Genomic DNA, 24,677 nt, shown 5'->3' on the forward strand with positions numbered 1-24,677 from the left:
CTTGTGATGTCCGTCAAAATAAAGCGTTCCGTCTATTCCGACATGTTCGGCCCGACCACCGGCGACAAGGTGCGTCTAGCTGATACCGACCTCATCATCGAAGTCGAGAAGGATTTCACAACCTACGGCGAAGAGGTGAAGTTCGGCGGCGGCAAGGTGATCCGCGACGGCATGGGCCAGTCGCAGGTCACCAACAAGCAGGGCGCCGCCGACACGGTCATCACCAATGCGCTGATCGTCGACCATTGGGGCATCGTGAAAGCCGACGTCGCCATCAAGGATGGCATGATCTCCGCAATCGGCAAGGCCGGCAACCCAGACATCCAGCCGGGCGTGACCATCATCATCGGTCCCGGCACCGATGTGATCGCGGGCGAAGGCAAGATTCTCACGGCCGGCGGTTTCGACAGCCACATCCATTTCATCTGCCCGCAACAGATCGAGCACGCGCTGATGAGCGGCGTCACCTCGATGCTGGGCGGCGGCACCGGCCCCTCGCACGGCACCTTCGCCACGACCTGCACGCCGGGGCCCTGGCATATCGCCCGGATGATCCAGTCGTTCGACGCCTTTCCGGTTAATCTCGGCATTTCCGGCAAAGGGAACGCCTCGCGGCCCGCCGCGCTGGTCGAGATGATCAGAGCCGGCGCCTGTGCGCTGAAGCTGCACGAGGATTGGGGCACGACGCCAGCAGCGATCGACAACTGCCTGTCGGTCGCCGACGATCACGACATCCAGGTCATGATCCACACCGACACGCTCAACGAATCCGGTTTCGTCGAGGATACGATCAAGGCGTTCAAGGGCCGCACCATCCATGCCTTCCACACCGAAGGGGCGGGCGGTGGTCACGCCCCCGACATCATCAAGGTCGCGGGCCTGAAAAACGTGCTGCCGTCCTCGACCAATCCGACGCGGCCCTTCACGCGCAACACCATCGACGAGCATCTCGATATGCTGATGGTGTGCCACCACCTCGACCCCTCGATCGCGGAAGATCTGGCTTTCGCCGAGAGCCGCATCCGCAAGGAGACCATCGCCGCCGAGGACATCCTGCATGATCTCGGCGCGCTCTCGATGATGTCCTCGGACTCCCAGGCGATGGGCCGCCTCGGCGAGGTCATCATCCGGACCTGGCAGACCGCCGACAAGATGAAGAAACAGCGCGGATCGCTGCCGCAGGACAAGGGCAAGGGCAACGACAATTTCCGCGTCAAGCGCTACGTCGCCAAATACACCATTAATCCCGCGATCGCGCACGGCGTGTCGAAACTGATCGGCTCGGTCGAGAAGGGCAAGCTCGCCGATCTCGTGCTGTGGTCGCCGGCCTTCTTCGGCGTCAAGCCGGATTGCATCGTCAAGGGCGGCATGATCGTCGCAGCGCCCATGGGCGATCCCAACGCCTCGATCCCGACGCCGCAACCGGTGCACTACCAACCGATGTTCGGTGCCTTCGGCAAGGCGCGCACGGCGTCCTCCGTTGTCTTTACCTCGAAGGCCGCCGTCACCGGAGGTCTTGCGCGAAAACTCGGCATCGACAAGACGCTCTATGCCGTCGAGAATACCCGCGGCAAGATCTCCAAGAAGAGCATGATCCACAACGACGCCATGCCCAAGATCGAGGTCGATCCGGAGACCTATGAGGTGCGCGCCGACGGCGAGCTGCTCACCTGCGCCCCCGCCGAGGTGCTGCCGATGGCGCAGCGATATTTCATGTACTGAAATAGCCTGTGCTGCATGCCTCGGGGTTGTTTTCCGGTCTTGAGTTCGACCCTGCCTGGTCTAATGTCCCGCCGGTATCTTGAACCCAGAAGAAAAGCCGGGAGGATTTCTCGTGATCTATGTCGTTGCCACCTTGACCATCAAGCCCGAAACGCGCGCCGAATTCATTGCAGCCGCCACCGCCTGCATCAAGGAGACGCGGAAGGAGCCCGGCAATATCGCTTATGATTTGCACGAGAGCGTCACCGACCCTGCCAAAATGGTGTTCGTCGAGCAGTGGGAGAACGCCGAGGCGCTGGTGCCGCATCGTGCCATGGAGCATATGAAAACGTTCGGCCGCGTCGCGGTGAAGTGCTTCACGGCGCCGCCGAAGATCGAGGTGATCACGCCCGAGAAGGTCGAGACACGGTAAACGGGGCAAACGCATGATCCGGGCGACGCAGGTCAGGGGGCAGCACCGCTTCACGGAAGCACCCGTGGATACGGTGGTGCTCGATTTCGACGATCGGCACCGTCGCCGCATGGCCATGACGGGGACGCGGGGGCTCGAATTCCTGCTCGACCTGGAGCATGCCGTCGCGCTGCGCGGCGGCGATGCGCTGGTGCTGGAGGACGGCCGGCTGGTGGAGGTGGTGGCGGCGCCCGAACCGCTGCTGGAGATCCGCGGCCACGATCCGCACCATCTCATCCGCGTCGGCTGGCACCTCGGCAACCGCCACCTGCCGACGCAGATCATGGCCAAGGCCTTGCGTATCCGCCGCGACCACGTCATCGAAGCCATGGTGAAGGGTCTCGGCGCCCGCGTGATCGAGATCGAGGCGCCGTTCGATCCCGAAGGCGGCGCCTATGCCGACGCCGGTCACGCGCATGGTCACGACGCCCATGCGCATCACGATCACGGCCACCATCATCACGAACATGGCCATGATGATCATGGTCACGATGATCACCATCACCACGACGAGCATTGCGACCACCGCGACCATCACCACGGCCACAAGCATGCTCATGACCACAAATGAGCCGCTCGGCGCCGCTGACCTCGCCGAGCGCGAGGCGGCGGCGCTGTACCGGTTGATGACCTGGTTGTCGCCGGCGTTTCCTGTCGGTGGTTTCTCCTATTCCAGCGGCATCGAATGGGCCGTCGAGGCCGGCGACATCACGGATACCGCGACGCTGGCCGACTGGCTCGACGCTATGCTCGGCGACGGCTCCGGCCTTTGCGATGCAACGTTCCTGGTCCATGCCTATCGCGCCGCGGAAGCCGACGAGACCACCACTTTGAGCGATATCGCCGAGCTCGCGGCCGCCTTCGTGCCGTCGCGCGAACGACAGCTGGAAACGATCTCCCAAGGCCGCGCCTTCATCGACATCGCGCGCGCGGCGTGGGATGCCGATGGGCTGGATGCGATGGTCGCGGCATGCCGCACGCCATTGGTCTATCCCGTCGCCGTCGGCGTGGTCGCCGCGATGCATGGTGTCCCGCTGGCGCCGACGCTGCACGCTTTCGTGCATGCGCTGGTCTCGAACTGGATTTCCGCGGCCAGCCGTCTCATTCCGCTCGGCCAGACCGACAGCCAGCGTGTGCTGGTGAGGCTGGAAGCCGCCGTCGCCGCGACCGCCAATCGTGCGCTGAAGGCGACATTGGACGGTCTCGGCAGCGCGACTTTCCGCGCCGATCTCGCCAGCCTCCGGCACGAGACACAATATACGCGGCTGTTCAGATCGTGAGCACGTTGCGTCACACTCCGCCAGCACGATGATAGGAAAGAATCAATGGCTACGTCTCACGGCCCCTTGCGTGTCGGCGTCGGCGGCCCGGTCGGATCGGGCAAGACCGCACTGATGGACCTGCTCTGCAAGACCATGCGCGAGCGCTATGACATCGCCGCGATCACCAACGACATCTACACCAAATGGGATGCCGAATACCTCGTGCGTTCGGGTTCGCTGACGCCGGATCGGATCGCCGGGGTCGAGACCGGCGGCTGCCCGCACACCGCGATTCGCGAGGACGCCTCGATGAATCTCGCGGCAGTGGCGGACATGCGCGCGAAATTTCCGGGCCTCGATCTCGTGCTGATCGAGTCCGGCGGCGACAATCTCGCTGCCACTTTTTCCCCAGAGCTGGCCGACCTCACCATCTACGTCATCGACGTTGCCGCCGGCGACAAGATTCCGTCCAAGGGCGGCCCGGGCATCACCCGGTCAGACCTTCTTGTCATCAACAAGATCGACCTGGCGCCCCATGTCGGGGCTTCCCTGGAAAAGATGGAGATGGACGCCAAGCGCATGCGCGGCCAGCGTCCCTTCGTCATGACCAACCTGAAGAAGAGCCAGGGGCTCGACCGCATTGTCGCGTTCATCGAAGCCAAAGGTGGCCTGAGGCGGGCAGGCTGACCGACGCGACGACTTGGCGCAGGTGATTTTCGCCGTTGACGGGTGAAGCAGGCCCAGAGCGGCGGAACAAATTTCAGACATGGAGATTAACTACCTCCGCCTCGGGGCAGCCATTCCGGCCTGACCATCGGCCGGGCGGATTAAGCTTGTCAGCCGACCTACGTTGCGTACTGATGCCTCCTCCTCCATTATCTCCGCCACTGGGGTTCACCCTGTTTCGGCAGATGGCCGTTCGAGCGGCGTTCATATGGTCCACAATTATTGCCGACCTCTTGCTTTCGCCTGAGTAGTCGAAGTGGTCCGGCTGGGTTTCATCATTGGCTTCATCGCTCTGCTCGGAGCCCTGCTCTCCGGGCTTGCGGCCTATCGCGTTCACGATCAGGAGCTGGCGCTGGACCGGATCGCGCTCGCGCGTGCGATCGACGTTCACGCAAGCCTGGTCCAGGACCGCCTCACCGAGCGAGAGCTGCTCGCGCGTGTCGCCTCCGGCTTGTTCCGTGCGCCATCTGTGATCAAGCCGAACATGCTGGAGCCGCTGCGCTCGGCCATCTACGCCTTCAAGACCGATTTCGTGGTGGCCGGCTGGATCGCCCGCCTGAAGCCGAACGAGCTTACGGCAGCGCAGGCTGCCATTGCCGGCGCCGGCTTCCCCAATTCGCGGATCCGCACGTTTGAGGACAAGCCGATCAATCCCGCCGACGTTACTCAGCCGATCGACGTGTTGATGGATCTCGAGCCGCGCAGCAACGAGACCAAGACGCTGCCCGGCCGCAGCTACGATCAGGATCCGGTTTCCAGCGCCATGCTGACGCGTGCGCGCGCCGAGAAGCGGTCGGTTGCCTCGGATCCGATTCCGCTGCTCAGCGGCGACGGGCCGATCGGCGTCATCGTGGCCGCGCCCGTCATTCCCGAGGGAGCAACGGAGCCGGCTGGGTTCGTCACATTCTCCTACGAGCTTGCCTCGTTGATGCTGACCAATGACGATATGTCGTTGTTCTCGGTCGCGCTCAGGGATCCGCGCAAGGACGGCGGCGAGCTCGTCGCCAACGACCAAGGCGTGGTCTCCACGCGCGCGACGGCGGCGGACGGGCTGGCGCCGTCGGCCATGCGCACGGTGAGCTTCGGTGGCCGTGACTGGCAGCTCGCCTACTACGCGAAGACCAATTCGGCGCGTCGCGCCGAGCAGACTGCCATCATCGTGGCGGCGATCGGCTTTGCGATCACCGCGATGGTATGTGGCCTGTTCGGCTATGTCGCCTACAACAACCTGCGGCTCAGCCGGGAAATCCAGGTGCGGATTGGCTTCGAGCGCCGGCTGACCGCTGTCATCGACGAGCTCAATCACCGGGTCAAGAACATCCTGGCGGTGATCCAGTCGATCGTGACGCGCACGCTGCGCCACGGCTCGGACATCGACGTCGCGCGCGAGCTCCTGATCGGCCGCATCCACGCCATGTCGAACGTGGTCTCGCTGCTCAGCGAGAGCCAATGGCAGGGTGTCAAGCTGAAGGGCCTGTTCGAAGCGCGCGCCATCCCGCATGCCGAACGCATCGCCGTTACCGGTCCCGATATCGCGGTCAGCGCGCGCGCGGCGCAGAGCCTATCTCTGCTGTTCTTCGAGCTCGCCTCGCATTCCGACGAAGGCCTGTCGCTGGTCGGAAAGCACCCGCACATCACCGCCAATTGGACGGTGACCGGCGAGGAGCCCGACGAGATTTTCAATTTCCGCTGGGAGGAGTTCAACACCAGCGAGGCGACGCGCCGCCCCGATTCCGATTTCGGCCTGATCCTGCTCGACCGCGTGGCGCCCGAGGCGCTCGGCGGCACCGCCAAGCGCTACTTCACCGACGTCTCCTACGTCTACGAGCTGACGGCGCCGATGGAGACGGTGGTCGACATGTCCGAGCGCGATCGTACCGAGAAGTTTTCGCAGCCGGTGCGGTAGAGCGGCACTTCAGTCCTTCGGCCGCAACACCAGGTCGACCAGATTGCGCGCGTAGGCCGGCGTGACCGGCGCGATGCCAAAGGCGTAGCGGTAGAACAGGCCGCCGTAGATCGCGTCGTAGAGATCCTCGGGCAGCCCCTGGGCCAGGATGCTGCCGTCCTTCTGGCCTGCTGCGATCATCTCCAGCAGCGCGTCGCGGCGGAATTGCAGATAGCGGGCGTAGAACAGCTCGGCGGAGCCGGTCTTCGAAATGCATTCGGAGATCACGGCAAGCTGCACCTTGCCGAACTCGCCCTGGAGTGCCTCGGCATAGGCCGCGGCGTGGCGGCGTGCACGCGCCGCAGGCGTGCCGGAGCTTTCCGGGGGCAGCGGCAGCATCTGTGCGGCGTGGTGGAGAAAGGCGTCGATCAAAAGCGCCTCCCGGGATGGCCACCATTTGTAGATCGTCATCTTGGACACGTCGGAGTTGCGCGCGACTGCGTCGATGGTGGTGGCGGCAAGGCCGGTCGCAGCCATCAGCGCATACGCGCTTTCGAGAATGGCGTTGGCGGTCTCGATCGACCGCGGCCGGCCGCGCCGGGGCGGCGCGCCGTCAGATCCTTCACCCTCGTTTCTCGCCATGATCTGGCCCGGTCTCCTCGCGCAACCTGCGCTCGATTCGCATAGCGCAGCCGCGGCGGCGAACCTAGGAGAATCGAAATGGGCCCCCACTAGGCCTGCTGCCGCAGGGCGGCGGGCAGGTCCTGCCACTTCGACCAGGCGATGTAATAGGCGACCGCGGTCATCGCGGCGAAGCCGGCGAGGCTCACCACGACCTGCATCACCACCAGATTGGGCCCCGTGATCAGGACGAGATGACCGGCAAAGGACAGGAAGACGCCGACGCAGAACACGGCGAGCCATTCCTCGCCGCATCTGATGACCGCCTGAAGCGGCTTCAATTGCAGGCCGGGATGACCGGCCGGAATGAGATGGGTCGCGACGAAGGCGAACGCGAGGAAGTGAAGCACGCGATAAGGCGCAAGGTTTTCCTTTTCCGTCGGTGCGATGCCGTCGAGGAGCAAGTTCGGCAGATAAGCGGAGAGCGCCGGTGAGTGGCGCATCAAGGTGATGGCCATCGCCAAAACGAGATAGGTCCCGGCGAGGATCCGCAGCCAGGGCATGCTGCGCAACGTCCGTCCGGGTGCGCCTGTAACGGCGAACCAGCCGCCCAGCACCATCAGCATCTGCCAGCAGAGCGGATTGAAGGTCCACTCCTGATCCGGGTACACCCGGAAATTCCAATCGAACCAGCGTGCGGCAAGGTACAGCGCAACCGATGCCGCGAGCGTCACATTCGGGCGCCGCAACAGGCCCCACAGCACAAGCGGAAAGAAGGCCATCAGCGGGATCATCAATTGCAGGAGGTCGAGGTTCAGCGGCTCCTCCTGGAGCACGAGGCCGCGGATCAGGATGCGCAGCGGGTGCTCGAGAATCCCCGAGATGTTGTATTCGTGGATGATTTCCGGTGCCATCGATTGCGAGGCGACATAGGCGATGGTGTCGATATAGATGACGAACAGGACGACGTAGGCGGCGTAGAGCCGCCAGACACGTCGAAAGATGCGCGTCGCCGCGACGACGTAGCCGCGCTCCAGCGCCATCCGGCCGTGGATGATGGCGACGCCGTAGCCCACCACGAACACGAACAAATCCGCGGCGCCGCTGAAGCCGAAATTTCGCAGCGTCAGCAGGTTGACGACGTTGTTCGGGATGTGGTCGACGAAAACCGACCAATTGGCGATGCCGAGTGTCAAATACAGCCTGGCGTCGGGTTGGAATGCGGCGAGGTTCGCCTTGACGGACGGTTTCATTGCGAAAAGACTTTTGGAATCAGGGGCGCCGCTTTTAGCGGCAACCGCCTGCCCATCCGAGTAGCGTTTGCGTGATGGCGGGGGACATCCGTGCCGGATGGCGCAAAATTGCGCTGCGCCTTCCTGCCGAACTCCGCCAGATCAGCTGGCAGCAGTTGCGGCGAAATTTTCTAACCCACGCTCGTCGTCACTCGGCGGGTTCGGCCGATGCCTCGTCGGGAACGCCAGCGCGGCTCGCCATGATTCCGAGTGCGACGCCACCGATCGCCAAGATCGGCAACAGCCGCTTGATTCCGATGGCGCGGACGATCTGGAGTCCCGTGGCGAGCAGCATGGGGTCCGCGAGCATGCTCTGCGCCGCCGACTTCGCGGCACGCTCGGCCGCGATCTGGGCTTGCTTGCGCAACTGCCGCTTATAGGCCCAATAGCTCACTGCTGCGGCCAAGGTAAGCAGAAAGAAAACGCCGGCACCCGCGAGGCAGGCTTGCACCGGACCATATTTCTCCAGCACCAAGATGAAGGCCGCGGCGCAGAGGAAGCACGTGGTGATGAAGAGCGCGAATGCCGCGCCTGCGGCAAGGGAGGTCAGTCGCACAGTGGTCCCGGTGGATGCACTGATCCCGTCGATGATGCGCTGAAACATGGCCTTGCTCCTCAAATCCCCACAAGCCGAGCCGCCACACGCCGGCATCGGCGGCGCGGCAGCGTCGCCGTCTCAAGATCCATTCCGCAAACCTACCGGCGCGAGGCGACGCCGATCAGGAAGCCGATGCCGAGGGCGAGCCCGACGGTCGCGAGCGGCCGCTGCGTGATGGCCTCTTCCAGCGTCTCCTCGATCGAGCCGTAGGCGTCTTGCGCAGCCTCCATCATCGCGCTGCCGCGCTCGGACATGTCGTCCATCGCGGAATCCACGTTCTCGCGCGCCTGGCGATAGCCGCGGCGAGCCTGCTTGCTGCTGGAATTGGCGAAGGTATTGAGCGCGTCGGTGATTTGTTCAGTGAGGGCGGCGATATCGCTTTTCACGGCTGCTACATCCTTCTCGAGGCGTTCTCTGGTGGCGTTGTCGGTCCAGTCTTTCATCCCGGCTTCGGCATTGGTCGTGGACATCGGGAGCTCCAAACTGTTGACGGCTGAGATAGCCGGAGAACGTTTCGTCGTCGGGGAAGTTCCGTTTGCGGAAACCGCCTCAGGCCTGCGGCAGCTGCGGCGAATCCGCCGGCAACAGATGCTCCTTGAGGATCAGGCCGACGATCAGGAGCGGCGACGACAGGAACGCGCCCATCGGGCCCCACATCCAGGTCCAGAACGCGAGCGCGAGCAGGACCGCAAGCGCGTTCAGGGCCAGCCGCCGGCCGATGATGGTCGGCGTGATGAAGTGCCCTTCCAGGAAGGTGAGGCCGCCGAAGGCGAGCGCCGCCATGAGGGCACCGCTGATCGTCGGGAAGGCGACCAGCCCAACCACGACCAGCACGGCGAACATCGCGACTGGCCCGATGATCGGGATGAAATTGAGCGTTGCCGCCAGCGCGCCGAGCCCGGCTGGATTGGGCATGCCGGTGAGCGCGCAGATCAGGCCGGTGGCGACGCCGACGCCGACATTGATAAGAGTGACGGTCAGCAGGTAGTTGCCGAGATGGACCTCGATCTCGTTGAGAATACGCAACGTGCGCAGCCGCGCGTCGTGATCGCTGAAGGTCATGATCATGGCCCGGCGCAGGTCGCGCCAGCTTGCGATGAACAGAATGAGGGTGACGAAGAACAGCAGAAATTCAGTAAAGGTCGGTGACAGGAATTCCAGCGTCGGTTGCACCCACTCGACCTTCGGCATCTGGAAGCTCGGGAACGCCTCCGAGCCGCCGACCATGCCTTGCAGCTCGCGCCACAGCGCCAGCGGCCGGTCGAACACGTGCAGCTTGTCCCTCAATTGCGCGCCGAGCTCCGGCAGGCGCGTGCTCCACTCCATAATCGGTGAGGCGATCAGCGCCAGGGCGAAGGCAACCACCGCGGTCCCAGCGACCACGATCAGGACGGCGGCGAGCGCGCGTGGCACCTTGCATCGCTCCAGGAAGCTCGCCGCCGGCGACAGCATGGTGCCGATCACGAAGGCCATTACCACGGGCAGGAAGAACGCTCTTCCGACATAGAGTACGGTGACGACCGCAATCAGCAGCAGGCCTGCGAGTGCGAAAGCGACGAACTCGGTGCGGCGGATGACCGGCGGCAGCTCGCTACGGCTGTCGGGAAGCGGTTCACCTTCGCTTTTGCCGGGAGGCAGACGTTCGCTGGGAAGGACGCGCACAATATCTCTCCCGCACGGAAACCGCGATCCGCGCGCCCATTTACGAGATGAGAACGCGCGATCGCGGTAGCAGTTCCATCGCGCCTTCGTGAAGAAACGCTCGCTTGACTGTGACGTCGCGGCCGCGCTCTGCGCCGGAACTTAGATCAGCCCGATGGCGTTGCTTGCTGGCGCATCACCCGGATGCACACATCCAATGGGGCAGCACATGACAAGCTTCTCTCTCGTCCGCCGCTTCTCGCCGCGTGCCGTCACTGCGTTTGCCTTCGCGATCGTTCTGTTCACCGTGCCCTTTGGCAGCGCGAGTGCGCAAACCCTCGGCTTTGCGCCGATCCGGCCGCAGTCGTATCCGCAGGATCAGAGCTATTCACAGGGCTATGGAAGCGAGGCGCCGCAAGCCGCCGACGAAGATGCCCAGCTGCCCGACCGGCTGCGCAGGCAGATCGTCAGCTTCGACAGGAGCGAGCCGGCCGGCACCATCGTCATCGATACTAACAGCACCTATCTCTACTACGTGCTCGGCAATGGCCGCGCCATTCGTTATGGTGTTGGCGTCGGCCGCGAAGGCTTTACCTGGTCGGGCGTGCAGAGCGTCAGCCGCAAGGCGGAGTGGCCGGACTGGCATCCGCCGGCCGAAATGATCGCGCGCCAGCCCTATCTCCCGCGTTTCGTCGCGGGCGGTCCGGGTAACCCGCTCGGAGCCCGCGCGATGTATCTCGGCTCGAGCGAATACCGCATCCACGGCACCAACGATCCCAGCACCATCGGCAAGTTCGTCTCGTCCGGCTGCATCCGCATGACCAACGAGGACGTCATCGATCTCTTTAACCGCGTCAGTGTCGGCGCCAAGGTCGTGGTGCTGCCGAAGAACGCGCCTCTGATGGCGAAAGGCGGCGGCGATTCCGTGCGCAAGCGTCCTGCGGTGACCGCGTTGCCTTCGGGGCGACAGGCGCTGAACATCACGACGTCGGCCCTGAATTAGGATTGAGCGAGGTCAGATGTGTAAACGCTCGATTGGCAAGCTGACTGGCGGTGCGGCGGCCGTGTTCACAATCGTCTCTCTCGCCTCGCACTGACGCCGCCGGCGCATGCGGAGGACTTTTTCTCGGCGTTGTTCGGTGCGTTCGGCGCGCGGCCTCCGCAGATCCGGACGCCGTTCCCGAACGATGACATGCCGCGATACGACGTGCCGCGCCAGCGAGCCGCCTATGGCGGCGGCACCGCCTATTGCGTGCGCGGATGCGACGGCCGCTATTTTCCGGCGCAAGGAACGGATGCCGAAAGCAAGGCGAAGTCCTGCAAGAGCTTCTGCCCGGCGTCCGAAACCTCGCTGGTCTACGGCAGCAATATCGACGACGCTACGACGGAGAACGGAAAGTCCTATTCCGATCTGCCGAACGCCTTCCGTTACCGCAACGAGATCGTCGTGGGCTGCACCTGCAACGGCAAGGATCCGGCTGGCCTCGCCCAGGTCAAGATCGAGGACGATCCCACCTTGCGCAAGGGCGACATCGTCGCCGGGGCCAACGGTCTCGTGGTTGCCAACCGCAATGCCAACGACCGCCGCGGCGTCGCGATGAATTTCTCGCCACTGCCGGAATCGGTGCGCGCCAGATTCCGTCAGGTGCCGGTGGTGGCGAAGGAGTAGGGGAGCCGTTGAGTGAGCGGCGCCGCTGGCGCCTCAATCTCCGCCGTCGAGCGGTGGCATCGGCAATCGCACGTCGCTCGGCGCGAGCGCACAGATATCTGAGAGCGAAAGCTGAAACCTCGGGCCGCGACCCGATTGTAGAGCTACGTAATCCCTAGAACTTGCAGTGGGTTGCGGCAATGGAACCAGAGCGAGAGACTGGCGTTAAGTCCTCATTGGAAATTTGCCTGAAGGGGGGTCCTCACGATGCTGGTCGGCGTACTCGTCACTTTTCTCGTCGTTATTCTCGTCCTTTATCTCATCAACATGCTTCCGATGGACGGTCGCGCCAAACAGATCGCGCGCGTGATCGTCATCATCATCGGTATCGTGTCGTTGTTGAAATATCTTGCGGTGTTTTAGCGGGCCTCCGGATATTCCAACAAAAAAGCCCCGGCTTGGGCCGGGGCTTTTTTCGTGCTGCCTCAATGCAGCGACTTGAGCCAGTCGTCGACGTCCTGACGAACTTGGTCCTTGGCCTTGCCATAGCGTTCCTGGAGCCGGCCCTCGAGCTGCTCGCGGCGTCCCTCGATCGAGCTGAGGTCGTCGTCAGTGAGCTTGCCCCATTTCTCCTTGGCCGATCCCTTGAACTGCTTCCAGTTTCCTTCGATGCGATTCCAGTCCATGACCATCTCCATCGAGTTGATGGCCCTACAACGCAAGCAGCGCGCAGCCGTTCCGCTGCGCGCCGGGACGGTTTCGCCCTTCGAACCGAGCTATTTAACCCGCTGCCTTCGCCTCGCGGCGGCGCGCGGTGAGGATGTACTCGGTGTAACCGTTCGGCTGCTCGCGGCCCTTGAAGATGAGGTCGCAGGCTGCCTTGAAGGCGACGCCGTCGAAGGCGGGCGCCATCGGCTTGTAGATCGAATCGCCTGCGTTCTGCTTGTCGACGACGACGGCCATGCGCTTCAAGGATTCCATCACCTGCGCTTCGGTGATGACGCCCTGGTGCAGCCAATTGGCGAGATGCTGGCTGGAGATGCGTAAAGTGGCGCGGTCTTCCATCAGGCCGACATCGTGGATGTCGGGCACCTTCGAGCAGCCGACGCCCTGGTCGATCCAGCGCACCACATAGCCCAAAATACCTTGGCAATTGTTGTCGATCTCCTGCTTGACGTCGTCAGGCGCCCAGTTCGACTTCGACACCGGGATGGTGAGGATGTCCGACAGTTTTGCGCGCGGGCCGCCCTTGGCCAGTTCCTCTTGGCGCGCGATGACGTTGACTTGGTGATAGTGCAGCGCGTGCAGCGTCGCCGCCGTCGGCGAGGGCACCCAGGCGGTGGTGGCGCCGGCCTGCGGGTGGCTAAGCTTCTGCGCCAGCATGTCCGCCATCTTGTCGGGCGCGGCCCACATGCCCTTGCCGATCTGGGCATGTCCGGGCAGGCCGTCGATCAGGCCCATGTCGACGTTCCAGTCCTCATAAGCCTTGATCCAGGCCTGCGCCTTCATCTCGTTCTTGCGGATCATCGGGCCCGCTTCCATGGAGGTGTGGATCTCGTCGCCGGTACGATCGAGGAAGCCGGTGTTGATGAACATGATGCGCTTGGACGCGCGCTGGATGCAGGCCTTGAGGTTGACGGTGGTGCGCCGCTCCTCGTCCATGATGCCGACCTTGAGCGTGTTCTCGGACAGGCCCAGCATCTTCTCGACACGGTCGAAAATCTCGCAGGTCAGCGACACCTCGTCGGGGCCGTGCATCTTCGGCTTGACGATATAGGCCGAGCCGGTGCGGCTGTTCCTGACCTTGGAATTGCCCTTGAGGTCGTGAATGGCGAGCAGGCCCGATACGGCGGCATCGAGCAGGCCCTCCGGAATCTCCTCGCCCTTCTCGTCCAGCACCGCGTCGGTGAACATGTGGTGACCGCAATTGCGCATCAGGAGCAGGCTGCGGCCGTGCAGCTTGAGCTCGCCCTTGCCATCGGGCGTCCTGTAGCTGCGGTCCGCGTTGAGCGAGCGCGTCAGCGTCTTGCCGCCCTTCTCGAAATCGGCCGACAGCGTGCCGTTCATCAGGCCGAGCGTGTTGCGGTAGACCAGCACCTTGTCCTCGGCGTCGACCGCGGCGACGGAGTCCTCCATGTCGAGGATGGTGGAGACCGCGGCCTCCATGATCATGTCGGCGACGCCGGCCGGATCGTCTTTCCCGATCGCGCTGCTGCGGTCGATCTTGACCTCGACGTGCAGGCCGTTGTTGACGAGCAGCACGGCGGACGGTGCGGCCGCATCACCCTGGAAGCCTGCGAACTGCGCCGCGTTCTTCAGCGCGGTGGCGTTGCCGCTCTTCAGTTTCACCGCGAGCTGGCCCGCGACGACGCTATAGGCCGTGACGTCGGTGTGGCTGCCGGTCGCGAGCGGCACGGCGGTATCGAGGAACGCCTTGGCCTTGGCGATCACCTTGTCGCCGCGCGCCTTGTTGTAGCCTTTGCCGCTCTCGGACGGATCATGCGGAATCGCGTCGGTGCCATAGAAGGCATCATAGAGCGAGCCCCAGCGCGCATTCGCCGCGTTCAGCGCATAGCGCGCATTGGTGAGCGGCACGACGAGCTGCGGACCGCAGATCTTGCCGATCTCCTCGTCGACATTGGCAGTCTCGACCTTCTGCGTCGCCGGCTCCGGAACGAGATAGCCGATCTCCTTCAGGAAGGCGGTATAGGCGTTGAGGTCGAACGCCTTGCCCTTGTTGGCCCGGTGCCAGTCGTCGATCTTGGCCTGCAACGTGTCGCGGAACGCGAGCAACGACCGGTTTTTCGGCCCCAGCTCCTTGATGATGCCGGCAAGCCCGGCCCAGAACGCATCCGGCGCGATCCCTGTTTTCGGGGCCGCTTCCTTGGCGATGAAATCGAACAGGACGGGAGCGATCTTCAATCCGTGGGCATCGACGCGTTTCATGATGGGCTTTCTTGTTGGAAATGGCTGTTTTTGGCTGCTTTTCACCCGTCAGCAGCAAAATGCGCCCATAGGGCAGCTCTCGGGGGCCTATTAGCCCCAAAATCAAGGCCGTGAGAAGACCCCGGGCCTTTGTCAAAATGTCAAGGTGAGGTGGGCTCAGCGCACCGCTGTCATTCCCCGCGAAAGCGGGGAATCCAGTACGCCGCGGCTTCTCCGTATCCCAGCGCTGTCTCTGGAAGGCTCGGTCGCCCGGTCGAGCCGGGCGACGACAGCACTCAAATATTCGCGGCGAGGTCCACGACTTCGTCGAACAGCACGCCGGTGGTCTTCAGCATCTCTTCGATCGCATCTGCCGCTTCGGCGACCGTCCGTGTCGATGTATCGATCACAAGCTCGGCCCCCTGCGGCGCCTCGTAGTCGTTGCCAATGCCGGTGAACGAGGCCAGCGTGCCGGCGCGAGCCTTCTTGTAGTGACCCTTGGGGTCGCGCTCCTCGCACACTTCAGCCGGCGTTGCGACATGGATCTCGCGGAACGCGGTGTCGGCGATCCGGCGCGCGGTGGCGCGATCCTCGCGCGCCGGTGAGACCGCCGCGACGATCGCGATATGGCCGTTGCGGGCGAGGTGGGTGGCGACTTCCGCAAGGCGGCGGATGTTCTCGCTGCGATCAGCGGCGGAGAAGCCGAGATCGCTGTTGAGCCCGGCGCGCAGCGTGTCGCCGTCGAGCAGGACCGGCGAGCCGCCATTGCTGAACAGGCGCCGCTCCAGCGCTTTCGCCAGGGTCGATTTGCCGGAGGCAGGCAGGCCGGTGAGCCAGACCACCGCGCCGTTGTGGCGGTAGCGCGCGGAGCGCTCGTCCGAGCGCAGCGCCGATTCCACCGGCACGATGTCGACCGGCATGGCGCGCTGGCCGGCGTCGACCGACAGCACCAGGCCGCCGCCGGCGATGCGCCCGGAAACCTCGATCACGAGCCGGCCGGTGCGCGGATTCTCGGTATAGGGATCCGTTGCGATCGGATTCGAAAGCGAAATGTCGATCTCGCCGACGTGGTTGCGGCCGATCGCCTTGTTCTCGACGCTCGACAATTCGCCGGGATCGACCGCCTTTTCGATCGCGACCACGGTGGCGCGGCTTTCCTTCGGCCCGCAGCGGACCAGGAGCTGGTCGCCCTTGGCGAGCGGCTTGTCGTGCAGCCAGAAGATGCGCGCGCGCAGCCGCCGCGTCTCGCGCGGTGCGCTGCCTGCATGCGCGATGATGTCGCCGCGCTCGAGGAACAATTCGCGGTCGAGCGTGATGCCGACCGAGCGGCCGGCGCCGTGCCGGCCTGCGACCGGCGTCACCGGCCAACTCTCGACCGTCTTGATCTTTGCGATCTTGCCGGCCGGCATGATCACGATCTCGTCGCCCGCAATGAGGCTGCCGGATTCGATCCGGCCCGCGACGATGCGGCGGTCGTCGAACTTGTAGATCGCCTGCACCGGCAGGCGCAGCGCCAGCGCTTCCAGCGGCCGCGCCGGTTCAAGCCCGTCGAGCGCCTCGACCACGGTCGGGCCCTTGTACCAGCCGATCCGGTCGGTGCGCATCGCAACGCCGTCGCCGTCGCGGGCGGAAATCGGGATCACCGCCGTCGGCGTCACGCCGAGGCCGCTCAGATGTGCCGAGATCTCGTCGCTGATGTCCTTGAAGCGCTCGGCGGAGAAGTCGACGCGGTCCATCTTGTTGACGACGATCGCGACCTGCTTCACGCCCAAGAGATGCAGCAGATAGCCGTGGCGCCGGGTCTGGTCGCGCACGCCTTCGAGCGCGTCGATGATCAGCACCGCGCCGTCGGCCTGCGAGGCGCCGGTAATCATGTTGCGCAGGAATTCGGCGTGGCCGGGCGCGTCGATCAGCACGATATCGCGCGAATTGGTGCGGAAGCGGATCTGCGTGGTGTCGATGGTGATGCCCTGATCGCGCTCGGTCTGGAGCGCATCGAGCAGGAACGACCATTCAAACGGCATGCCGCGCCGCGCGCTGACGGCTTTCAGCATTTCGAGCTTGCCCTCGGGCAGGCTGCCGGTCTCGTGCAGGAGGCGGCCGACCAGCGTCGACTTGCCGTGGTCGACATGGCCGACGATGACGATGCGCACTTGCGGACGCGTGGTGCCGTTCGGAGTGGCCGGCGAAGCCGTGGTGACGATCATGTTCATGCGACGCTCGCGTCCTTGGATCAGAGATAGCCGGCGACGCGCAGGCGCTCGAAAGCGTCCTCGGTCTCGTGGTCGAGCGCGCGTCCCGCGCGCTCCGGCACCTTGGTCTGTTCGAGCTCGATCAGGATCTCGTCGATGCTCGAGGCGGTCGAAGCGACCGGATTGGTGATGTCCTGATCGCCGAGCGAGCGATAGCGCTTGCCGTCCTTGGCGAGATACAGCGGGATGATCGGGATGTTCTCGCGCTTGGTGTAGGCCCAGATGTCGGCCTCGGTCCAATGCAGGATCGGGTGGATGCGCAAATGCGCGCCTTGCGGCGGCGAGGCATTGAAATGATCCCAGAACTCCGGTGGCTGGTCGCGCACGTCCCAATTGCCTTCCAATCCGCGCGGCGAGAACACGCGCTCCTTGGCGCGCGTCGCCTCCTCGTCGCGGCGAATGCCGGCGATCAGGCCGTCAAAGCCGTACTTTGCGAGCGCCATCTTGAGGCCTTCGGTCTTGCGCGCGGCGGAGCGTGCGGCCGGCGGCAGCGTCGGGTCGACGGCGTCGATCGGCGGGCAGGGCTCGACGCGCAAATCGAGATCCCACTCCTTCCCGTAGTGATCGCGGAAGCGATACATCTCGGGAAACTTCTTGCCGGTGTCGACATGAAGGGCGGGGAACGGCATCTTGCCGAAGAACGCTTTCCGCGCCAGCCAGATCATGACATTGGAATCCTTGCCGAGCGACCACAGCAGGGCAATCTTCTTCAGACGGGCGAAGGCCTCGCGGAAGATGTAGATGCTCTGCGCCTCGAGTTGGTCGAGATGATCCATGCTTGGGGCAAGCTCGGCAGAAAATTCTTGCGCGCGCACGCGCTCGGCCAGCGCCGGATTGCTCAGTCGATCAGCAGCGGAATCGTCCTTGAGAAGATGCATCTCTGCCACTTTGCGTTTGGAGGCGAAAATTCTATAGTCGCACTGCGGAAGAGAAGAAAAAATTTTCTCTTTGCGCGCTCGAAACGAGACATATATAGAAAATAATTCCAGTCAACCCCGTTTGTGGGGAAGCGGGTATCGCATGCGGTTCTTGCCGGTGTTTCTCGATCTCAAGGCCGGTCCGGTGGTCCTCATCGGCGCGGGCGAGCTTTTGCGCGCCAAGCTGCGCGTGCTCGCCGCTGCCGGCGCGCGGATCCGCGTGCATGCGATCGACGGCGATCGTGATCTGAGCCTCAGCTCCGATGACGCAGCGCGTGTCGAAATCATGTCCGGCGATCCGCTTACTGCCGATCTCTCAGGCATCATCGCCGTCGTCTGCGCAGGCGCGGGTGATGTTGGCGTGGCGATGTCGGTTCGCGCCAAGGCGCTGGGTTTGCCTGTCAACGTGATGGACGATCTCGAACATTCCAGCTTCATTTTCCCCGCGATCGTCGATCGCGGGGATGTCGTGGTCGCGGTTGGCACCGGCGGTACCTCGCCGGTGGTGGCGCGGCGCCTGCGCGAGAAGATCGAGGCGCTGCTGCCCGCCCGCATCGGCGAGCTCGCCGAATTCATCGGCGGCTTCCGCAAATCCATCAACGAGCGCATCGCTGAATTTCCGCTGCGCCGCCGCTTCTGGGAGCGTGTCATTGACGGGCCGATCGGCGCCGCCGTGCTCGCCGGCCGCAAGGCCGAGGCCGACGGTGCGCTAAAGGCTATCGCTGATCCCTCCGCCTTCGCGCGTGCCGACAAGCCGGAAGGCTCAGTCGCGCTGGTCGGGGCAGGCCCCGGCGATCCCGATCTTCTCACCATCAAGGCGCTGCGCGCGCTGCAGGACGCCGACATCGTCTTCCACGACGAGCTGGTCTCGCCTGAAATTCTCGACCGCATCCGCCGCGATACCACGCGTGTTGCCGTCGGCCGCCGTGTCGGCAAGCCCGGCATCGGCCAGGACGCCATCAACAAGCGCATGATCGAGGCCGCGCAATCCGGTCAGCGCGTGGTGCGACTGAAAGGCGGCGATCCCTTCGTGTTCGGCCGTGGCGGCGAAGAGATCGAAGCCCTGCGCGCCGCCGGCGTCGCCTATTCGATCATTCCCGGTATCACCGCAGGTCTCGGCGGTGCCGCCGATTTCGAGGTGCCGCTCACCTACCGTCATGAAGCAACCCGCATCACCTTTCTCACCGCGCACAAGGCGCGCGACGCGGAAGTCGTGGACTGGTCGACGCTGACCGACGCCAAGATGACTGTTGTGGTCTACATGGGCGCGACCGCCGCGCCCGCCATACGCGCCGGCCTCTTCGCCGCCGGCCGTTCGCCGGAAACTCCGGTCGGCGTGTTCGCCCGCGTCACGCGCCCCGATGCGCAAGGCGTGATCGGCACGCTGCGCGATCTGCCCGAGCTCGTGCGGCGGACCAATGGCGGTCCTGCCATTCTCATCATCGGCGAGGTGGTCCGGCATGCCGGCTCGCTTGGCCGCCAAACTCCCAAGAAAACCCCAAAGCAAATCATCTCTGACCTCCTGGATGCAGCCGAATGACCTCCCCGCTTGAACAGAAGAAGATCAAAATCGCTGGCCCCTCGGTCGTGACCGCCAACCGCACCTGGGATGGCATCGTGGTTTACCGCACCGCCGCCAAGAGCTGGTCCGCGGACCTCTCGGAAGCCGCGATCGTACGCAACTCCGACGAGGCGAAGGCGTTGCTTGCGGAGTCCGTTGCCGATGACGTCGGCGCGATCGGTCCCTATATCGCGCCCGTGCAGGTCGGTGCGGACGGCAAGGTCCAGCCCGGCAATCTGCGCGAACAGATCCGCCGCACCGGCGTCACCATCGGACAGCCGGCCCAGGTTTAAGGCGCTCTCTTATGTATGCTTACGACGAAATCGATCGCACGCTCGTCAATGAGCGCGTCTCGGAGTTCCGCGACCAGGTGAAGCGGCGCCTGTCCGGCGAGCTCACCGAAGACGAGTTCAAGATCCTGCGGCTCCAGAACGGCGTCTACCTGCAACTGCACGCCTACATGTTCCGGGTCGCGATTCCCTACGGCACGCTGGCGACGAACCAGCTGCGGGCACTCGCCCATGTCGCGCGCAAATACGATCGCGGCTACGGCCATTTCACCACGCGGCAGAACATCCAGTTCAACTGGATCAAGCTCGCCGAGCTGCCGGATGCGCTGGCCGACCTCGCCAAGGTCGGCATCCATGCGATGCAGACTTCCGGCAACAACATGCGCAATGTCACCTCGGACCAGTGGGCCGGCGTCGCGCCCGGTGAGATCGAGGATCCTCGTATCTGGTCGGAGCTGATCCGCCAGCACACCACGCTGCATCCGGAATTCTCGTTCCTGCCACGCAAGTTCAAGATCGCGATCACCGCGTCCGACCACGACCGCGCCGCGATCAAGATTCACGACATCGGCCTGAGGCTGATCAAGAACGAGAAGGGCGAGACCGGCTTCGAGGTTCTGGTCGGCGGTGGCCTCGGCCGCACGCCGTTCATCGCCAAGACCATCAAGCACTTCGTGCATGGCCGCGACATCCTCAGCTACATCGAGGCGATCCTACGCGTCTACAACCAGTACGGCCGCCGCGACAACATCTACAAGGCGCGCATCAAGATCCTGGTGCACGAGCTCGGCATCGAAAAGTTCTCTCGCGAGGTCGAGGACGAGTGGCAGCACATCCGCAATTCCTCCCTCCAGATCGATGACGAGGTGATCGAGGACATCCGCTCGCGCTTCACCTACCCGGCTTACGAGAAGCTGCCGCACATGCCTGACGAGCTGCGCCAGGCCGCGGCCGATCCAGATTTCGAGGCGTGGCGCAAGAACTCGGTGGCCCCGCACAAGGTGCAGGGTTACTCCATCGTCACGATCTCGCTGAAGCCGACCGGTGGGCCTCCGGGTGATGCCACCGCCGAGCAGATGGACGCGCTGGCCGACCTCGCCGACAAATATTCCTTCGGCGAGATCCGTGTCGGCCACGAGCAGAACCTTGCGCTGCCGCACGTTGCCAAGCGCGACCTGCCGGCGCTCTGGAAGGCGCTCGACAAGCTCGGGCTTGCGACGCCCAACGTCAATCTGATCACCGACATCATCGCCTGCCCGGGCCTCGACTATTGCTCGCTGGCGAATGCGCGCTCGATCCCGATCGCGCAGGAGCTGACGCGCCGGTTTGCCAATCACGAGCTCGCCAACCTGATCGGCCGTCTCCACATCAACATCTCCGGCTGCATCAATGCCTGCGGCCATCACCATGTCGGCCACATCGGCATTCTCGGCGTCGAGAAGAATGGCGAGGAGGTCTACCAGATCACCATCGGCGGCCGCGCCGACGAGAACGCAGCGCTCGGCACCCTGATCGGCCCCGGCGTGAAGTTCGACGAGGTCGCCGACGTCGTCGAGGACATCGTGGAAGCTTATCTGGCGCTGCGCGAACGGCCTGAAGAGCTGTTCATAGACACGGTGAGACGCCTCGGCGTCGAACCCTTCAAGGAGCGCGTCTATGCCACTCGTTAACGGCGGAAAGATCGTCGACGACGGCTTCGCCAAGCTCGCCGTCGATACCCCGCTGCCCGAGAGCGGCGACATCCTGGTGCCGGCCGAACGTTTTCTCGGTGAAGCGGAAGGCTTGCTCAAGCGCGCCGGCAAGGTCGGCGTGATCTGGCCGAACAATCGCGACATCGCCGAACTCGTGCCCTATCTCAGCAAGGTCGCCACGGTCGCGCTGGTGTTTCCGACTTTCCGTGACGGACGCGCCTACAGCCAGGCCCGGTTGCTGCGCGAGCGCTACAATTACCGCGGCGAATTGCGCGCCACCGGCCAGGTGCTGCGCGATCAGTTCGTGTTCATGCTGCGCGCCGGCTTCGATGCCTTCGAGGTCAAGAAGCAGGCCGACGCGGAAGCGTTCATGCAGACCGCCAAGCGCTATTCGGTGTTCTACCAGCCGACTGGCGACGGCCGCATCACGGCCCTGCACCGGCGCATGCAGTTGCGCCATTCCGAAGGTGTCGGCACGTGAACGCGATCGCGCCCCAGGTTTCATCCATCTCTGCGCTGCCCCCGGCGGACGAGCTCGATCGGAGCTTGCGCGATGCCTCACCCGCAGAGGTCATCGCTGCGGCGCTGAAGGCGGTCGGACGCAACAAGCTCGCCCTGGTATCGTCCTTCGGTACGGAATCGGCGACGCTGCTGAAAGTGATGGCGGACGTCGATTCGGCGATCCCGGTGATCTTTCTCGACACCGGCTGGTTGTTCGAGGAGACGCTCGCCTATCGCGACACCTTGATCGCGACGCTGGGCCTGAAGGACGTCCGTTCGGTCCAGCCCGCCGAGGAGACGCTGTCGCGCGAGGATCCCGACCGCGACCTCTGGTTCTCCGATCCCGACGCGTGCTGCCGCATCCGTAAAGTCGAGCCGCTGGCGCGTGCGCTGAAGCCGTTCGATGCCTGGCTCAACGGCCGCAAGCGTTTCCAGGGCAATGCCCGCGCCGACATTCCGGTCGTCGAGAACGATGGCGCCCGATTGAAGTTCAATCCCTTTGCCAATGTCTCGCGCGAGGAACTCGAGGCGATGTTCGTCCGCGCCAAATTGCCGCGTCACCCTCTCGTCGCCTCCGGTTTCCTGTCGGTTGGGTGTATGCCTTGCACCAGCAGAACGGCCGAAGGCGAGGATTTACGCGCCGGCCGCTGGCGCGGCCGAGCCAAGACAGAATGCGGCATTCACACGATGAAGACTTCGTAGCACGGTTACGCTGCCACGCCACGAACAAGAAAATCCGGTTCCGTTGACTTAAGAGCGTTTCGACCCGAGTTATGCCTGCACGCCTTCGCTGACATCGACGTCGCCGAAGTGAATGGAGATGGACATGATGCGCCGTATCGTTCCGCTCGCTGCAGGACTCCTCTGGGCAAGCTCGGCTCTCGCCGCTGACATCAATCTGCTGAACGTGTCATACGATCCGACGCGTGAGCTCTATGTCGAGTTCAACAAGGCGTTCGCGACCGCCTATCAGAAGGAAACCGGCAAGAGCGTCGAGATCAAGCAGTCGCATGGCGGCAGCGGTTCGCAGGCGCGCGCGGTGATCGACGGATTGCAGGCCGATGTGGTGACGCTCGCGCTCGCCTATGACATCGACGCGATCGCCGCCAAAGGCCTCACCACAGCCGATTGGCAGAAGCGGCTGCCGCAAAATTCATCACCCTACACCTCGACCATCGTTTTTCTGGTGCGTAAGGGCAATCCCAAGGGCATCAAGGACTGGGACGATTTGATCAAACCGGGCGTCGCCGTGATCACGCCGAACCCGAAGACATCAGGGGGCGCGCGCTGGAATTACCTCGCAGCGTGGGGCTTTGCGCAGAAAAAGTTCGGCTCGGCCGACAAGGCCAAGGACTTCATCGGAAAGCTCTATCAGCAGGTGCCGGTGCTCGATACCGGCGCACGCGGCGCCACCGTGACGTTCGTCGAGCGTGGCGTCGGCGACGTGCTGCTCGCCTGGGAGAACGAGGCGTTTCTCGCGCTGAAGGAGTTCGGCGCGAACAAGTTCGAGATCGTGGCGCCGCCGCAATCGATCCTCGCCGAGCCGCCGGTCACCATCGTCGACAAAGTTGCCGATAAAAAAGGCACGCGCAACGCCGCCGACGCCTATCTCCAGTATTGGTATACCAAAGAGGGGCAGGAGATCGCCGCGCGCAATTTCTACCGCCCGCGCGATGCCGAGGTCGCCAAGAAGTACGAAAGTGCCTTCGCCAAGGTCGAGCTGTTCACGATCGACGACGTCTTTGGCGGCTGGACCAAGGCGCAGCGGGAACATTTTGCCGACGGCGGCGTCTTTGATCAGATCTACAAGAACTGATCGAGCGCCGTCTTAGGAGGCTTTTAGCAGGGGGCCTGGTGAGCGCACTCGCAGCAAGACGCCGGACATTGCCGGGCTTCGGTCTCACCATGGGGCTGACGCTTTCCTGGCTGTCCGTCATCATCCTGATTCCGCTCGCCGGTCTGTTCCTGAGGTCGCTCGAGCTGAGCCCGGAACAGTTCTGGAATATCCTTTCCAGTCGCCGCACGCTGAACGCACTCCGCGTCTCCTTCGGCCTCGCCTTTGCGGCCGCCTGCGTCAATCTCGTGATGGGCAGCATCATCGTCTGGGCGCTGGTGCGCTACCGCTTTCCCGGCCGGCGGCTGTTCGATGCCATTGTCGACGTGCCCTTCGCGCTGCCGACTGCGGTCGCCGGCGTCGCGTTGACCGCGCTGTTCGCCGAGAAGGGCTGGCTCGGTGGCCCGCTCGCGGCGCTCGGCATCAAGGTCGCATTCACGCCGGTCGGCATCTTCGTCGCCATGATCTTCATCGGCATTCCCTTCGTGGTGCGCACGGTGCAGCCGGTGCTCCAGGATCTCGACCCCGAGATCGAGGAGGCCGCGGGCAGTCTGGGCGCCAGCCGCTGGCAAACCATCATCCGCGTGATCCTGCCGTCACTCGCACCGGCGCTGCTCACGGGCCTTGCGCTCGCCTTCGCGCGTGCGGTGGGCGAATACGGCTCGGTGATCTTCATCGCCGGCAATCTGCCTAACATCTCCGAGATCGCGCCGCTCTTGATCGTGATCCGGCTCTCCGAATTCCGCTACGCGGATGCGACTGCGATCGCGGTGGTCATGCTCGTCGTCTCCTTCGTCATCATCTTCGCTGTGAACCGGCTCCAGCGCTGGGCACAGAGCCGGATTCCGGAGCGCTAAGGG

General features: G+C 64.1%; 24 protein-coding genes and 1 pseudogene. 16 read left to right on the forward strand and 9 right to left on the reverse strand.

Going from position 1 to position 24,677, the window contains the following annotated elements:
• Positions 1 to 6 precede the first annotated feature (6 nt).
• The 6 genes from ureC to IVA78_RS22320 all read left to right on the forward strand — a co-directional run bounded on the left by ureC (position 7) and on the right by IVA78_RS22320 (position 6,067).
• The gene (gene ureC, locus IVA78_RS22295) at positions 7 to 1,722 is read left to right on the forward strand and encodes an urease subunit alpha (protein ID WP_247467922.1); all 1,716 of its coding nucleotides are present in this window, start codon (positions 7 to 9) and stop codon (positions 1,720 to 1,722) included.
• 112 nt (positions 1,723 to 1,834) lie between these two features.
• Positions 1,835 to 2,134 (forward strand): putative quinol monooxygenase, encoded by a 300-nt coding sequence (locus tag IVA78_RS22300; protein WP_007599815.1) that lies wholly within the window; start codon positions 1,835 to 1,837, stop codon positions 2,132 to 2,134.
• A gap of 13 nt (positions 2,135 to 2,147) precedes the next feature.
• Entirely contained in the window at positions 2,148 to 2,744 is a 597-nt protein-coding gene (locus tag IVA78_RS22305; RefSeq protein WP_247467925.1) for an urease accessory protein UreE, read from the forward strand.
• Positions 2,725 to 3,453, forward strand: a complete 729-nt coding sequence (locus tag IVA78_RS22310) for an urease accessory protein UreF (RefSeq protein ID WP_247468070.1) — start codon at positions 2,725 to 2,727, stop codon at positions 3,451 to 3,453. The genes IVA78_RS22305 and IVA78_RS22310 overlap by 20 nt, the downstream gene beginning before the upstream one ends.
• Before the next feature lie 45 nt (positions 3,454 to 3,498).
• Positions 3,499 to 4,122, forward strand: a complete 624-nt coding sequence (gene ureG / locus IVA78_RS22315) for an urease accessory protein UreG (RefSeq protein ID WP_247467927.1) — start codon at positions 3,499 to 3,501, stop codon at positions 4,120 to 4,122.
• Positions 4,123 to 4,417: 295 nt separating this feature from the next.
• Positions 4,418 to 6,067, forward strand: coding sequence for an HWE histidine kinase domain-containing protein (locus IVA78_RS22320; RefSeq protein WP_247467930.1), 1,650 nt, complete (start codon positions 4,418 to 4,420; stop codon positions 6,065 to 6,067).
• Between the two features lie 9 nt (positions 6,068 to 6,076).
• Here the strand turns inward: IVA78_RS22320 and IVA78_RS22325 are convergent, their stop codons facing one another.
• From IVA78_RS22325 to IVA78_RS22345, 5 genes are all read right to left on the reverse strand, one after another.
• A complete protein-coding gene (locus IVA78_RS22325) occupies positions 6,077 to 6,688 on the reverse strand; it encodes a TetR/AcrR family transcriptional regulator (protein WP_247467933.1) in 612 nt (203 codons plus the stop codon).
• Positions 6,689 to 6,777: 89 nt separating this feature from the next.
• On the reverse strand, positions 6,778 to 7,920 hold the full coding sequence (locus IVA78_RS22330; protein ID WP_247467935.1) for an OpgC domain-containing protein: 1,143 nt from the start codon (positions 7,918 to 7,920) through the stop codon (positions 6,778 to 6,780).
• Positions 7,921 to 8,107: 187 nt separating this feature from the next.
• Positions 8,108 to 8,563: a hypothetical protein gene (locus tag IVA78_RS22335; RefSeq protein ID WP_247277813.1), complete on the reverse strand. Its 456-nt coding sequence runs from the start codon at positions 8,561 to 8,563 to the stop codon at positions 8,108 to 8,110.
• 92 nt (positions 8,564 to 8,655) lie between these two features.
• Positions 8,656 to 9,027 (reverse strand): DUF883 family protein, encoded by a 372-nt coding sequence (locus tag IVA78_RS22340; RefSeq protein WP_247467938.1) that lies wholly within the window; start codon positions 9,025 to 9,027, stop codon positions 8,656 to 8,658.
• A gap of 79 nt (positions 9,028 to 9,106) precedes the next feature.
• Complete coding sequence (locus IVA78_RS22345; RefSeq protein WP_247467941.1) at positions 9,107 to 10,219, reverse strand: AI-2E family transporter; 1,113 nt, start codon at positions 10,217 to 10,219, stop codon at positions 9,107 to 9,109.
• Between the two features lie 208 nt (positions 10,220 to 10,427).
• Here IVA78_RS22345 and IVA78_RS22350 point away from each other — a divergent pair, with 208 nt between their 5' ends.
• The 3 genes and pseudogenes from IVA78_RS22350 to IVA78_RS22360 all read left to right on the forward strand — a co-directional run bounded on the left by IVA78_RS22350 (position 10,428) and on the right by IVA78_RS22360 (position 12,269).
• Positions 10,428 to 11,201 (forward strand): L,D-transpeptidase, encoded by a 774-nt coding sequence (locus IVA78_RS22350; RefSeq protein WP_247467944.1) that lies wholly within the window; start codon positions 10,428 to 10,430, stop codon positions 11,199 to 11,201.
• 16 nt (positions 11,202 to 11,217) lie between these two features.
• Positions 11,218 to 11,867 (forward strand): annotated as a pseudogene (locus tag IVA78_RS22355) (DUF2865 domain-containing protein).
• Positions 11,868 to 12,113: 246 nt separating this feature from the next.
• Positions 12,114 to 12,269, forward strand: a complete 156-nt coding sequence (locus IVA78_RS22360) for a Thivi_2564 family membrane protein (RefSeq protein WP_008546817.1) — start codon at positions 12,114 to 12,116, stop codon at positions 12,267 to 12,269.
• A 62-nt stretch (positions 12,270 to 12,331) separates the two neighbouring features.
• Here the strand turns inward: IVA78_RS22360 and IVA78_RS22365 are convergent, their stop codons facing one another.
• The 4 genes from IVA78_RS22365 to cysD form a co-directional block, all read right to left on the reverse strand.
• Positions 12,332 to 12,532 (reverse strand): CsbD family protein, encoded by a 201-nt coding sequence (locus IVA78_RS22365; RefSeq protein WP_247277808.1) that lies wholly within the window; start codon positions 12,530 to 12,532, stop codon positions 12,332 to 12,334.
• Between the two features lie 94 nt (positions 12,533 to 12,626).
• Complete coding sequence (locus IVA78_RS22370) at positions 12,627 to 14,792, reverse strand: malate synthase G (protein ID WP_247467947.1); 2,166 nt, start codon at positions 14,790 to 14,792, stop codon at positions 12,627 to 12,629.
• Between the two features lie 275 nt (positions 14,793 to 15,067).
• Positions 15,068 to 16,984: an adenylyl-sulfate kinase gene (gene cysC / locus IVA78_RS22375; RefSeq protein WP_247467949.1), complete on the reverse strand. Its 1,917-nt coding sequence runs from the start codon at positions 16,982 to 16,984 to the stop codon at positions 15,068 to 15,070.
• Between the two features lie 20 nt (positions 16,985 to 17,004).
• The gene (gene cysD, locus IVA78_RS22380) at positions 17,005 to 17,799 is read right to left on the reverse strand and encodes a sulfate adenylyltransferase subunit CysD (protein WP_131872081.1); all 795 of its coding nucleotides are present in this window, start codon (positions 17,797 to 17,799) and stop codon (positions 17,005 to 17,007) included.
• Positions 17,800 to 18,043: 244 nt separating this feature from the next.
• Here cysD and cysG point away from each other — a divergent pair, with 244 nt between their 5' ends.
• From cysG to cysT, 7 genes are all read left to right on the forward strand, one after another.
• Positions 18,044 to 19,480, forward strand: coding sequence for a siroheme synthase CysG (gene cysG, locus IVA78_RS22385; RefSeq protein ID WP_247467952.1), 1,437 nt, complete (start codon positions 18,044 to 18,046; stop codon positions 19,478 to 19,480).
• Complete coding sequence (locus tag IVA78_RS22390; RefSeq protein WP_247304770.1) at positions 19,477 to 19,794, forward strand: DUF2849 domain-containing protein; 318 nt, start codon at positions 19,477 to 19,479, stop codon at positions 19,792 to 19,794. The genes cysG and IVA78_RS22390 overlap by 4 nt, the downstream gene beginning before the upstream one ends.
• 11 nt (positions 19,795 to 19,805) lie before the next feature.
• A complete protein-coding gene (locus IVA78_RS22395; RefSeq protein WP_247467956.1) occupies positions 19,806 to 21,461 on the forward strand; it encodes a nitrite/sulfite reductase in 1,656 nt (551 codons plus the stop codon).
• Positions 21,448 to 21,963, forward strand: a complete 516-nt coding sequence (locus IVA78_RS22400; RefSeq protein WP_247304764.1) for a DUF934 domain-containing protein — start codon at positions 21,448 to 21,450, stop codon at positions 21,961 to 21,963. Before IVA78_RS22395 ends, IVA78_RS22400 begins: the two co-directional genes overlap by 14 nt.
• A complete protein-coding gene (locus IVA78_RS22405; protein WP_247467959.1) occupies positions 21,960 to 22,685 on the forward strand; it encodes a phosphoadenylyl-sulfate reductase in 726 nt (241 codons plus the stop codon). Before IVA78_RS22400 ends, IVA78_RS22405 begins: the two co-directional genes overlap by 4 nt.
• Positions 22,686 to 22,809: 124 nt before the next feature.
• The gene (locus IVA78_RS22410) at positions 22,810 to 23,799 is read left to right on the forward strand and encodes a sulfate ABC transporter substrate-binding protein (protein ID WP_247467962.1); all 990 of its coding nucleotides are present in this window, start codon (positions 22,810 to 22,812) and stop codon (positions 23,797 to 23,799) included.
• Between the two features lie 38 nt (positions 23,800 to 23,837).
• Positions 23,838 to 24,674: a sulfate ABC transporter permease subunit CysT gene (gene cysT, locus IVA78_RS22415; RefSeq protein ID WP_346015508.1), complete on the forward strand. Its 837-nt coding sequence runs from the start codon at positions 23,838 to 23,840 to the stop codon at positions 24,672 to 24,674.
• Positions 24,675 to 24,677: the final 3 nt, after the last annotated feature.

The organism is Bradyrhizobium sp. 137, assembly GCF_023074095.1.
Classification (GTDB): domain Bacteria; phylum Pseudomonadota; class Alphaproteobacteria; order Rhizobiales; family Xanthobacteraceae; genus Bradyrhizobium.